Genomic DNA, 12,313 nt, shown 5'->3' with positions numbered 1-12,313 from the left:
ATGATCTCTCGTGAGTCGAATGGGCGGTTGGGGATCAGGCGAACAGCTTCGCCAGGGTCAGCAGCTTGCCGACCGTCAGATCGGGACTGCGGCGCAGGTTGCGGAACAGCGCCGCAAGGCTCGACGGCGTGAGCCGGGGCTTCGTGAAGCTGCGCGGCATCGTCGGGCCCCACTGCGCCATCGCTTCGCGGCTGACCGCGTGCACGCCCGTCGGCTCGTCGGCCGTGAACAGATCGCCGTCGCAATAGTGTTCGTGCTTGTCGCCCCACGGGTCCTGCCAATAGTCGAAGATCTGGCTGCCGAGAATGTGTCGGCCGATGCCCCACGCGTGTGCCCATCCGTTGTCGTGCAGCATGCGCTGGCCCATGCCGACGGCATCGGCGTCGACCAGTTCGTACGCGCTATGGCTATAAGTAGGCACGAACCCCTGGGCGAGCGCGAGCGTATGGTGGTCGGCCGGCCGGTCGCCGAGATCGAGCCGCATGAAGGCAACCGCGGGTGAGCCGTCCGGCAGCACCTGGACATCGCTGGGGATGAACCCGAAATGTCGCGTGTACCACGCGCAGGTTTCCTGGTAGTCGGCGAGTTCGAGCACGACGTGTCCGAGCCGAATGACTTCAGGCGCGCTCGCCGGCGGCCGCTGCGTTTCGTTGATCCGCAACGGCGTGTCGACCGAGTTGAATGAAAGCGCGGCACGGTGCGGCAACGTGTCGGCCCGGGTCTGGCCGGCAATCGCGTCGACCCTAAAACCCGACGGATCGGCGAGCCGCACCCGGAGGCCGCCGCCTGGCCAATCCGATGCCTCGATCTCCGACGCGCCAGGGATTTTGGCGAGCGCCTCGAGATCGGCACGACTGTCGACCTGCAATCCGAAGCCTACGAAGCGGGCCTTCGGCGCGTGGCGAACGACATAACAGAAGTGTGCGCTGCCGGTTCCGCGCAGCAGCAATTGCGTGTCATCCCGCAGCACCGTTCGGAGACCGAAATCGTTGAGAAAGTGCTCTGCTTCGTCGAGATCGGGGCGATCGAAGATCAGATAGGCGAGCGCCGATGCCTTCGTTGTGGGGTGCGGGTGGCGAGCCGGTTGTGTGGTGGTCAGTTTCATGGCGGATGACAATCAGGCAGGTCGAATGACAATCGCGAAGGCGGGCGCCGTCGCATCGAGGGGCTTGCCGCGCAACGGCGGGCATGCAATCTCACCGTCGCAGGACATCACTGGCCGGACCATGAATGTCGCGAGGTCGCTCGTCGATTTCGCATGGGAGCGGCGCGCCTCGCCGCCGGTGCCGTGACTGGCCGAAAAATGGCCCGATGCGGCGCCGACCGGCGTGAATCCTGCGATCAATACGCCGAGCATCGAAGGCAGCCCGCACTTCGGCGACGCGTGCGAGCTGTTGTGAATGGACGCGCTGGCGCCCGTGTGCATGTGTGTCTCCACCGTATCTCCATTCGTCGTTCGATCGGTTCTCGAGGCCGTGTTCTGCCGTCCTTGATGACATTAAAATCATAGATGATGACTTTGTCAATGTAGACATTTGAATCTATACTTGGGCACGAACAAGGATCGAAAACGTCATGACGAATACACCGAGCCGCCGGACACCAAAGCGCTCCGCTCCGGAAGCATCCAGTCCCGCGGTCGCCGAAGAGCGCGAGCCGCGTGGCGCGCGCCGCAAGCGGGAGACCCGTGCCCGCCTGCTGGATGCCGCGCTCAGGCTGATGGCCGAGAAGGGCATGGAAGGCGTTGCCATCAACGAAATCACCGAGGCCGCCGACGTCGGCTTCGGCTCGTTCTACAACCACTTCGAATCGAAGGAGGCGATCTACGCGACCCTCGTGGAATCGGTATTCGAGGAGTTCGCGGATTCGCTCGATCGCCTGGCCAGCGGCTTGTCCGACCCGGCGGAGATCATTTCCGTCTCGGTGCGACATACGCTGATGCGCGCGCGGCGCGAGCCGGTGTGGGGACACTTCCTGATACGCGAGGGCTTTTCGGCGCGCGTCCTGACGCTTGGCCTGGGTCAACGCCTGCTGCGGGACATGGAGCGCGGTATCGCCGAGAAACGCTTCGTGGTCGCCGACCCATTCGTCGGCTTCCTTTCGGTTGGCGGTACGGTGCTGACCGCGATTGCCGCCGAACTCAACTTCGTCGCTCCGGGCGCACCGGCTGCCGGTGTCCTGAAGGAACTCGGATTCAACGGAGAGCATTTTCCGGAACGCACGGCGGCGACGCTGCTGCATACGCTGGGGCTCAAGCGTGCGGAAGCCGAGAAGATCGCAAGCCGGCCGCTGCCCGTTGTGGATGCGGCCGAGACGGCGCAGTGACGTAATGGGGTGACGCAGGCGGCGGCCAAGCCACCCCGAGCGCTCGTGCGGTACCCGTCAGCTGACGGGGGGCGATGCGACGCCTGCGCTGTTCAGCCGGCGCTTGTCGAAGTGGAATAGCGCGCGGCGATGTCGTGGGCATCATTTCGGACGCAACCCACGCGGGCGTCGCATGAAAGACCTGCTTCGCGCCTATCCCGCGAATACCGACGACTACCTCACACGCAGTTTCTTGCAGTGCCGGACGGTGACTACCGACGAGCGTATCGCTGTCTTTTGAGCGTTTTCCCGGATCTCGCCGTGGCAAGTCGGCGTTTGCCGGTCGTGCGCCTGGCGCGCGCTCCATCTCGCATCAAGCAGGACCTGCGAACCTGGCGACGATTGGCATCGCCGAATCGAGATGGCAACACGCTATACAGGGAAGGTCCTCGTCGTGCCGGACACAATGCACGTCGATCGCGCTCGACCGGCGCGTTACCAGGACTGAAGGCGTACCGCGAAACTCGTCGCCGACGGCTGAGGCCCGGCGATCGTCATCGAGCATGACGCTTCGTGCCGGACCGGGCATTCCCGAAACGGTCAGATCGCGGGCTGCGCCTGGGCCTGCATCCGTGCATGTCCGCGTTCGAGCAGTGATGCAACGGGCGTTTCAATCGGCGGCAATGCCGTTTCGACCAACTTTTCCGCCTCGAGGTGCCCGACGCCCAGTGCGCGCAGAATTGCTGCGACCACGGGCTCCGGAACGACGTTTTGCGGGCCTTCGTTGGTGATTCTGAGGATCGTCGCGAGTGAGGTTCCGGCGATCACGTCGAGTGCGGTTCCGACGCCGACATCGCTGAAACGTCCCAGCGCCAGCCCCTGTTCGATGTGGGGTGGCAGGAACACGTAAATCAGGCTGCTCGGCCCCGCCGAATGCAGGCCGGCCGCGCAAATGAAGCGCGCCAGCAGCGGATACGCGCGCGCGGCGTGCAGGAACATGCGCACACCGCACGCGATGCGCAGCGCCGGATCCCCATAGCCGTGGACTTCCGTTTCGATCAGGCGCAGCAACTCGTCGTTCAGCTCCTGCGTCACTGCCGCGAGCAGATCCTCGTTGGTGCGGAAGTACTTGTAGAACGTGCCCTGTGATACGTCCGCGGCCGCAATGACGTCCTGGATGACGCTTGCGCCGACGCCTTTTTCCGCGAACACCAGCATCGCACTTTCGATCAGCCGGGCACGCATGCGCTCGCGACGCTCTGCCGCCACACGGGTCCGATGGTCAACGGTCGTTTCATTCATGGCGGAATTATAAGGCGACGCAGCAGGCGCTCCGAGATGCTAGGTGAAAACGAGAATATTGTCATGATGACAACTATCTCATTATTAACACCAAGCAAGTTCGATCAACCGTCTGGAGCGACCACGCCGTGAATGCCCCGTCCATGACTCACGCAATGATTCAACGTACCGTTCGGGTCGGTGCGCGGACCATTTCCTTTACCGAAGCAGGCGAGGGGCCGGTGGTGCTCATGCTCCACGGCGGCGGCCCCGGCGCTTCCGGCATGTCCAATTACGCCCGCAATGTCGGCGCGCTCGCATGCGTCCACCGGGTCGTCGTGCCCGACATGCCGGGCTACGGCAAATCGACGAAGGGGCTGGATCGCGGCGATCCGTTCGGCGACCTGGCGGCGAGCATGCTCGGCATGCTCGATGCGTTGCGCATCGAGCGCGCGCACGTCCTCGGCAACTCGCTCGGCGGGGCATGTGCGTTACGCATGGCGATCGAGCGTCCGGCCGCGGTGGGACGCCTCGTGCTGATGGGGCCCGGCGGCGTGGACACGACGCGCGCATTGCCCACGCCCGGCCTCAAACGTCTGCTGAACTATTACAAGGGCGAAGGCCCGACACTGCAAAAGCTCGCGGCGTTCATCCGGGGCGACCTCGTCTACGACGGCAGCCTGGTATCCGATGCGACGCTCCAGGAGCGCTTTCAGTCCAGCATCGATCCGGAGGTCGTCGCCAGCCCGCCGTTGCTCGGGCCCAAAGGCATTCCGAATTTCAGGAATCTCGATTTCACGCGCGATCCGCGCCTGGCCGCCGTACAGAATCCGACGCTCGTGCTATGGGGAACGGAGGACAAGGTCAATCGACCAAGCGGCGCACGCTCGCTGCAGCGGCGCATGCCGAACTGCGACGTGCACCTGTTCAGCAAGACCGGCCACTGGGTGCAGTGGGAGCGCGCCGACGAATTCAACGCGATGGTCGTGGCGTTTCTGGCCGAGGACCGCGTTGACGCGCGCGTCGTCCGCCGCGTCTGATCCGGAGCGCGTCGCCATGCCTACCATCGCCAGTTCGCCGGCCGCGCCCGACAGCTTGTTCGGTCGCGTGCATCTCGGCTATTTGCTGATCCAGTCCGTCCGCCTGGACGCATGGAGCACGTTCGTCACCGAGGGGCTCGGGCTGCATGCGGATCGTCCGCTACGCACGGTGCTCGCGTGTCGGATCGATGCGCACCAGCGCCGATTGATTATTCATGAGGGGCAAGCGGAAGACGTCGCCGCGATCGGCTGGCAACTGGCCGATGACGCGGCGTTGCAGCTCGTGCTCGCGCGGCTGTCCGTACTCGGCATCGATGTCCGGGAGGGCAGCGCGAACGAAGCCGCGCTGCGAGGCGTGCAGCGATTCTGGCACTTCACCGGACCGAAGCGGCTGCGCACGGAGCTGTTCACCGATGCGGTGCTGAGCGATTCGCCGTTGCAGATGAAGGCGAGCGGATTCGTGACCGGCGCATCCGGCCTGGGGCACGTCGCGATCACGACGCGTCGGCCGGAAGCGATGCAGGCGTTCTGGAAGAAGGTGTTCGACGCACGCTTGTCGGACGAGATCGAGGACAAGATCGACGGCCTGAATCTCGACTTCGCGTTTCTTCGACTGAACGAGCGCCACCATTCGCTTGCAACCGCGTCGACGCGCGGCATCCGTATGAATCCGCTGCGCACGCAGATCCACCACCTGAATCTTCAGTGCGTATCGCTGGACGACGTGACTCAGGCCTACTTGCGATGCCGGTCGATGGGATACCCGATCGCCAATGCGATCGGCCAGCATCCGAACGACCGCGAGCTGTCGTTCTACGTTCGGACACCGTCGGGCTTCGAGATCGAACTGGGCTGGAACCCGATCGTGGTGGACGAGCGCGCGTGGCGCACGACGACCTACCAGGGGATCAGCCTGTGGGGCCATCGCCCGGAGAACCTGACCTTGCGCGGCCGGCTGGGCCGTGCCCGGCGCGCGTTCGCATCGCTGCTGCATCCGGAATTCATCATCCAGGGAGACCAACCATGAACGCAGTGCATCAGGACGATGCGTGCGATGTCGCGATCGTGGGGCTCGGACCGACCGGCCTCGTGCTTGCGCACCTGCTCGGCCAGGCTGGCCATCGCGTCGTGGTGCTCGAGCGCGAGCCGGTGTTTTACGGCAATGCCCGCGCTGTTTATACCGACGACGAATGCATGCGGATCTTCCAGCATCTGGCGGTAGCCGACGAATTGCAGGCACGGATGATGATGGAAACGCCGGTGCAGCTCGTGCGCCCCGACGGCACGCCGATCACGCAATACATGCCGCGCAAGCGGCCGCTCGGCTGGCCGATCATCAATTTCTTCTACCAGCCGTATCTCGAAACGACGCTGTCGGACACGCTGTCGCGCTATCCGAACGTCACGATCCGGCGCGGGCGCGAAGTCGTCGATTTCTCGCAGGACGCCGACGGCGTCGGCATCGTGCACCAGGCCACGCGTGAAGCGCGCTTCAGCGATGCGACGGATGCGCGCACGAGCATGAACAACGATCCCGACGTGCGGTCGTTGCGGGCGCGGTACATGGTCGGCGCGGACGGCGGGCGCAGCATCGTTCGCACGCGGCTCGGCATCGACATGGCCGGCAAGAGCTTTCCCGAGCCGTGGCTCGTCGTGGACATCGAGCGCAAGCCGGGTACCGACGCGCTGCGTCACCTGCCGTACTTCAATTTCGTCGTCGACCCGAAGCTGCCGGTCGTGAGCTGCGTTCAGCCCGACAAGTTCCACCGCTTCGAATTCATGCTGATGCCAGGTGAAACGAAAGAGAACATGGAACGGCCGGAGACGGTGCGCGCGTACCTGTCCCGGTTCGTCGATCCGGACCAGTTCGTCGTCAAGCGCAAGCTCGTCTATACGTTCAACGCGCTGATCGCGGCCAAATGGCGGGTCGGCCGCGTGCTGCTCGCGGGCGACGCGGCACACATGACGCCGCAGTTCATGGGGCAGGGGGCCAGTTCCGGTGTGCGCGATGCGTACAACCTCGGATGGAAGCTCGACCTCGTGCTGCGCGGCGCCGCCGGCGACGCACTGCTGGACACCTATCAGTCAGAGCGCCACGCGCACGCCAAGGCGATGATCGACGTGTCCGTGCTGCTCAAGAACGTCGTGTCCGTGCGCAATCCGCTGGGCACGCTCGTGCGCGACACCTCGCTCGCGGTCATCCGGATGATCCCTCCGCTCAAGCGCTGGTTCCAGGAGGGGGGCTTCAAGCCGGCGCCGGTCTATAAAAAGAACGCGTACGTCGGCTTGCCGCGGCGGCGCCGCAACGGCCCGGAGGGCGCGCTCGCCCCGCAACCCGACGTGCGCCGGTTCGACGGCGCGAGGCAACGGATGGACGACGTGCTCGGGCGCGGGTTTTCGCTCGTCGGCCTGAACGTCGATCCCGCACGGTATCTGGACGATGCGTCCGCCGAAGCGCTGCAGGCATTGTCGGTGCGGTACGTCACGCTCTATCCGTACGGCGGCCGCCCTCAAGGGCTCGAGGGCGTCGAACGCGACAACCGCCACGGCGGCACGACCGAGGTCGAGGACATCGACGGCAACATGATCGCGTGGTTCGCGAAGGCCGGGTTTCGCGACAAGGCCGTGGCGATTCTGCGGCCGGACCGGTTCGTATTCGCCGTCGTGCCCGTGACCGAACTCGATCGCACCGTGGCGCGCCTGCGCGACCAGCTCGGTGTGCCGAATACCCCCAGCGGCACCCGTGCAGCCACGCCGGCCGAGGCATCGTCGCTCGCCAGGGCCGCCTGAATTCCGACTCTCTCGTTCCATCAATCATGTCTCCATTGCCCGATCACTCCCGTATTCACGCCGCCGCCGACGCGTTGCGCAATGCGCGCGCGACGCGCATCCCGATCGAACCGATTGCCGAGCGGTTCGGCATTGCCGGGGGCGCTGCCGCGTATGCGGTGGCCGAAACGAACACGGCGGCGCGGATCGCTGCCGGCGCGCGCATCGTCGGCAGGAAAATCGGCTTGACGTCGCGCGCGGTGCAGCGGCAACTCGGTGTCGATCAGCCCGACTTCGGCGTGCTGTTCGACGACATGGCGCATCTCGACGGCGACGATGTGCCGATGAATCGTCTGCTGCAACCGAAGATCGAGGCCGAGATCGCATTCGTCGTCGGGCGCGATCTCGACGACGACGCGCCGAGCTATGGCCGCGTACTGTCATCGCTGGCCTATGCGCTGCCGGCGCTCGAGATCGTCGACAGCGCAATCGCCGACTGGCGGATCACGCTCGAGGACACCGTCGCCGACAATGCGTCGTGCGGCGCATACGTGCTCGGTCATCAGCCGGTGGCACTCGGCCGGCTTTCGCTCGGCGAACTGGGAATGACGATGACGAAACAGGATGCAGTGGTATCGACAGGCGTCGGCGCCGCCTGTCTCGGCCATCCGTTGCGCGCGGTTTACTGGCTCGCCTGCACGATCGCGCGTCACGGACAGAGGCTGCGCGAGGGCGACGTGATCCTGTCCGGAGCGCTCGGCCCGATGGTGGCGGTGGCGAGCGGGGACGTCATCCGCGCGCAGATCGGCGCGCTCGGCAGCGTGCATTGCCGCCTGGGCGAAGGAGCGTCGCGATGAGCAGGAAACTCAAGGTCGGTATCGTCGGCAGCGGCAACATCGGCACGGATCTGATGATCAAGATCCTGCGGCACGGCGAACACGTCGAGATGGGCGCGATGGTCGGCATCGACGCGGCGTCGGACGGGCTGCGGCGTGCGGCCCGGATGGGTGTCGCCACGACGCACGAAGGCGTCGAAGGGCTTGCGCGGATGCCGGGCTTCGGCGACATCGACATCGTGTTCGACGCGACGTCGGCGTCGGCCCACGCGCACAACGATGCGTTCCTGCGTGCGCTCAAGCCCGGCCTCCGCATGGTCGACCTGACGCCGGCGGCGATCGGCCCGTACTGCGTACCGGTGGTGAACGGCGAGCGCCATCTGGATGCGCCCAACGTCAACATGGTGACGTGCGGAGGACAGGCGACGATCCCGATGATCGCGGCGGTGTCGCAGGTCGCCAACGTTCACTACGGCGAGATCGTCGCATCGATCTCGAGCAGGAGCGCAGGGCCGGGTACCCGCGCCAATATCGACGAATTCACCGAAACGACGGCGCGCGCGATCGAAACGGTCGGTGGCGCCGCGAGAGGCAAGGCCATCATCGTACTCAATCCGGCCGAGCCGCCGCTCATGATGCGCGATACGGTGTACGCCCTCAGCGATTTCGCCGACGAAGCGCGCATCGAAGCCTCCGTCGCGCGAATGGTGGAAGCGGTGCAGTCGTACGTGCCGGGCTATCGCCTGAAACAGCGAGTGCAGTTCGATCGCATCGAATCCGATCGGCCGATCCGCATTCCGGGCGTCGGCGAATGCATGTCGGGCCTCAAGACTTCGATCTTCCTCGAAGTCGAGGGGGCCGCCCACTACCTGCCTGCCTACGCCGGCAACCTCGACATCATGACGAGCGCAGCCATGGCGATGGCCGAACGGGTCGCCGCCCGCATGCTGCGCGACGCAACGTGAGTTTCCCGACCATGGACAAGAAGATTTACATCTCCGACGTGACATTGCGCGACGGCAGCCACGCGATTCGCCACCAGTACAGCATCGCGCAGGCGCGGAAAATCGCCATGGCGCTCGACGCTGCGCGGGTCGATTCGATCGAGGTCGCGCATGGCGACGGCCTGCAGGGCGGCAGCTTCAACTACGGTTTCGGCGCACATACGGATGTCGAATGGATCGAAGCGGTCGCCGGTGCCGTCACCCACGCGAAGGTCGCCACGCTCCTGCTGCCCGGTATCGGCACCGTGCACGATCTGCGCGCCGCGTACGACGCGGGCGCGCGCATCGTGCGGGTCGCCACGCATTGCACGGAAGCCGACATTTCCCGCCAACACATCGAATCCGCGCGTGAGCTCGGCATGGAGGCCGTGGGCTTCCTGATGATGAGTCACATGCACACGCCCGTCGGGCTCGCCGAGCAGGCGAAGCAGATGGAAAGCTATGGCGCGACGTGCTGCTACGTCGTGGATTCCGGCGGCGCGATGAACATGAACGACGTGCGCGATCGCGTCCGCGCGTTCAAGGACGTGCTGAAACCGGAAACGGAGGTGGGCATTCACGCGCATCACAACCTGAGTCTCGGTGTGGCGAACTCGATCGTCGCCGTCGAGGAGGGCTGCGATCGCGTCGACGCGAGCCTGGCGGGGATGGGGGCCGGGGCGGGGAACGCGCCGCTCGAGGTATTCATCGCGGCGGCCGAGCGCCTTGGTTGGCGTCACGGTACGGATCTGTACCGGCTGATGGATGCGGCGGACGAAATCGTTCGGCCGCTGCAGGATCGCCCGGTGCGCGTCGACCGCGAAACGCTCGCGCTCGGTTATGCCGGGGTGTACTCCAGCTTCCTGCGCCATGCCGAACTGGCCGCCCGAAAGTATGGCCTCGGCACGGTCGATATCCTCGTCGAGCTGGGGCGACGCGGCATGGTGGGTGGGCAGGAAGACATGATCGTCGATGTTGCGCTGGATCTGTCGAACGCACGGGCCGCATCCGGGCATGCGACCTAGCGACCGACTCGTTTTGCGCGAAGACGCGCCTGAATAATATTTTGTCATCCATATCAATGTTTCGCGCCGGAGCAGATCGTGCACCGAATCGACGTCCATCATCATTTCGTTCCGCCGGCCTATCGCGACGCAATGTCCAGGCATGGCATACAGAAGGTCGCCGGCGCGGCGTTGCCGGAATGGCATGCGCAAGCGTCGCTCGACGTGATGAACGTGAACGGGATTCAGGCGGCACTGCTGTCGATCTCGGCGCCGGGCGTGTATTTCGGCGACGTCGAAGAGGCACGCACGCTCGCTCGTCAATGTAACGAATATTCGGCGCAGCTCTGCGATGCGCATCCCGGCCGCTTCGGTTCGTTCGCGGTTCTGCCGATGCCGTTTACCGAACTGGCCTGCGCGGAAGCCGTTCATGCGCTCGACGTGCTGAAGGCGGACGGCGTCGTGCTGCTCGGCAGTACGGAAGGAAAGTTTCTCGGCGCGCCGGAATTCGACGAACTGATGGCCGAACTCGATCGCAGGCAGGCCGTCGTGTTCGTGCATCCGAACCTGCATCGGACAAGCGAGGCGCTCGGGCTGGGTGCGCCGGGATTCCTGATCGAATTCCTGTGCGATACGACGCGCGCGGCGGTCAATCTGCTGCTGACGGGGACGCTGGCGCGTTACCCGAACATTCGCTGGATTCTCGCGCATGCGGGCGGATTCCTGCCTTACGTCGCGTGGCGCGTGTCGCTGGCCAACCTGATGCCGGAATACCTTGCTGCGGTACCGGACGGCGTGCTCACGACCATTCGTCGATTCCACTTCGACACGGCATTGTCGCCAGCCGCGTATCCGCAGGCCGCATTGCGCGAACTGGTCGAGCCGACGCAGATCCTCTTCGGCAGCGATTTCCCGTTCGCGCCGGCACCGGTCACCGCCATGCAGCGCGACACGCTCGAACGGTCACCTGTTTGGGATACCGACGCGCGCGCCGGCATCGAGCGCGGCAACGCATTGCGCCTGTTCCCGCGTTTTGCCGGCGGCGCGGAGCGTGTCGCCGGTACGCCCTCGCCCGAGGACGGCCCGCTGGCGTCGCTCAGGCGTGCGGCTGCCGGCGCGGGCGTCCGGTTGATCGACCGGCTCAGAGACCGCTGAATCCCGTTTCGTCCGGAACCCTGGACGCGCATGCCGGGCGGATGACCTCCGTCCGGCGGCGACGCATGCCGCCGTTCCCCGGCGGCGCCATCCTGCACATCACAACAATCGGAGACACCATGAAGCATACGAGCGCGGCAATTCTTCTGTCGATCGCGGCGATGTCGTGCGCCCGCGCGCAATCGGCCGGTCAGTGGGTCATGAACGCCGGATGGCTGCACATGGCGCCGCAGGATTCGAGCGAGCCGCTGACGGTCAACGCGCTCGGGCGCTCGGGCACCGTACCGGGCAGCGGCGCGAGCGTGGCCGATACCGATACGTTCGCGCTGACGGCGACCTATTTCGTCACGGATCACGTCGCAGTCGAGACGATCCTGGGCATTCCGCCGAAATTGCATCTGAGCGGCACGGGCTCCCTGTCGTCGCTCGGCGAACTGGGGACGGCTCGCGCATGGAGCCCGGCGATTCTCGCGCAATATCATTTCGGCGAACCGTCGGCCCGGTTTCGGCCATACGTCGGCGCGGGCCTCACCTATGTATGGTTCAGGGACGTACAGCTGAGCGACAAGGTCGCGAGCGGCGCATTCCTGTATTCGCCGACGCTCGGCAATCGCCTGGAGGGCCCCACGTCGGTGGCGCTGAGCCATTCCTTTGCGCCGATCGTCAACGCCGGGCTCACGTACAACATCGATCCGCACTGGTCGGTCGGCGTGTCGGTCGCCTACGTGTGGCTGTCGACGAAAGCCGACCTGAGCACGCGATCCGCGGTCGGAACCGTGACCAGTTCGACGCGGATCAAGATCGATCCGATCACGACATTCGTATCGGTAGGGTATCGGTTCTGAGCGGGATCAAGCGGCCGGCGCCCATTCGACAGCCAGCCTGTGTGGAAGGCCGGCGTCCGCCATTGTCCGGATAGTCGTTCGGGACGGTCGGATTGA

The 12,313-nt window shown here is 65.3% G+C and carries 13 protein-coding genes; 9 read left to right on the top strand and 4 right to left on the bottom strand.

From position 1 onward, the window contains the following. Positions 1 to 34: 34 nt before the first annotated feature. The gene (locus DIE02_RS03880) at positions 35 to 1,105 is read right to left on the bottom strand and encodes a VOC family protein (RefSeq protein ID WP_124484820.1); all 1,071 of its coding nucleotides are present in this window, start codon (positions 1,103 to 1,105) and stop codon (positions 35 to 37) included. Between the two features lie 12 nt (positions 1,106 to 1,117). After that, entirely contained in the window at positions 1,118 to 1,426 is a 309-nt protein-coding gene (locus DIE02_RS03875) for a hypothetical protein (RefSeq protein WP_124484819.1), read from the bottom strand. Positions 1,427 to 1,575: 149 nt separating this feature from the next. Here DIE02_RS03875 and DIE02_RS03870 point away from each other — a divergent pair, with 149 nt between their 5' ends. Beyond that, the gene (locus tag DIE02_RS03870; RefSeq protein WP_124484818.1) at positions 1,576 to 2,325 is read left to right on the top strand and encodes a TetR/AcrR family transcriptional regulator; all 750 of its coding nucleotides are present in this window, start codon (positions 1,576 to 1,578) and stop codon (positions 2,323 to 2,325) included. 213 nt (positions 2,326 to 2,538) lie between these two features. Here the strand turns inward: DIE02_RS03870 and DIE02_RS36395 are convergent, their stop codons facing one another. Beyond that, positions 2,539 to 2,727, bottom strand: a complete 189-nt coding sequence (locus DIE02_RS36395) for an ABC-type transport auxiliary lipoprotein family protein (protein ID WP_124485069.1) — start codon at positions 2,725 to 2,727, stop codon at positions 2,539 to 2,541. Between the two features lie 177 nt (positions 2,728 to 2,904). After that, on the bottom strand, positions 2,905 to 3,606 hold the full coding sequence (locus DIE02_RS03860; protein ID WP_124484817.1) for a TetR/AcrR family transcriptional regulator: 702 nt from the start codon (positions 3,604 to 3,606) through the stop codon (positions 2,905 to 2,907). Between the two features lie 155 nt (positions 3,607 to 3,761). Between DIE02_RS03860 and DIE02_RS03855 the strand changes: the two genes are divergently transcribed. The 8 genes from DIE02_RS03855 (at position 3,762) to DIE02_RS03820 (ending at position 12,217) form a co-directional block, all read left to right on the top strand. Continuing rightward, a complete protein-coding gene (locus DIE02_RS03855; protein ID WP_124484816.1) occupies positions 3,762 to 4,625 on the top strand; it encodes an alpha/beta fold hydrolase in 864 nt (287 codons plus the stop codon). Between the two features lie 16 nt (positions 4,626 to 4,641). Then, on the top strand, positions 4,642 to 5,652 hold the full coding sequence (locus DIE02_RS03850) for a VOC family protein (RefSeq protein WP_124484815.1): 1,011 nt from the start codon (positions 4,642 to 4,644) through the stop codon (positions 5,650 to 5,652). Next, positions 5,649 to 7,415, top strand: a complete 1,767-nt coding sequence (locus DIE02_RS03845; RefSeq protein ID WP_124484814.1) for a bifunctional 3-(3-hydroxy-phenyl)propionate/3-hydroxycinnamic acid hydroxylase — start codon at positions 5,649 to 5,651, stop codon at positions 7,413 to 7,415. The genes DIE02_RS03850 and DIE02_RS03845 overlap by 4 nt, the downstream gene beginning before the upstream one ends. A 26-nt stretch (positions 7,416 to 7,441) precedes the next feature. Continuing rightward, entirely contained in the window at positions 7,442 to 8,251 is an 810-nt protein-coding gene (locus DIE02_RS03840) for a 2-keto-4-pentenoate hydratase (protein WP_124485068.1), read from the top strand. Next, a complete protein-coding gene (locus tag DIE02_RS03835; protein WP_124484813.1) occupies positions 8,248 to 9,195 on the top strand; it encodes an acetaldehyde dehydrogenase (acetylating) in 948 nt (315 codons plus the stop codon). The genes DIE02_RS03840 and DIE02_RS03835 overlap by 4 nt, the downstream gene beginning before the upstream one ends. Positions 9,196 to 9,206: 11 nt before the next feature. Beyond that, a complete protein-coding gene (dmpG, locus tag DIE02_RS03830; RefSeq protein ID WP_124485067.1) occupies positions 9,207 to 10,238 on the top strand; it encodes a 4-hydroxy-2-oxovalerate aldolase in 1,032 nt (343 codons plus the stop codon). A 78-nt stretch (positions 10,239 to 10,316) separates the two neighbouring features. Then, positions 10,317 to 11,372, top strand: a complete 1,056-nt coding sequence (locus tag DIE02_RS03825) for an amidohydrolase family protein (protein ID WP_124484812.1) — start codon at positions 10,317 to 10,319, stop codon at positions 11,370 to 11,372. A gap of 119 nt (positions 11,373 to 11,491) precedes the next feature. After that, positions 11,492 to 12,217: an OmpW family protein gene (locus DIE02_RS03820; protein WP_124484811.1), complete on the top strand. Its 726-nt coding sequence runs from the start codon at positions 11,492 to 11,494 to the stop codon at positions 12,215 to 12,217. Positions 12,218 to 12,313: the final 96 nt, after the last annotated feature.

The sequence above is a fragment of the Burkholderia sp. Bp8991 genome (genome assembly GCF_003853795.1).
Lineage (GTDB): Bacteria > Pseudomonadota > Gammaproteobacteria > Burkholderiales > Burkholderiaceae > Burkholderia.
Note: the sequence above shows the minus strand (reverse complement) of the source record. Positions and strands in the feature narration are given on the sequence as shown.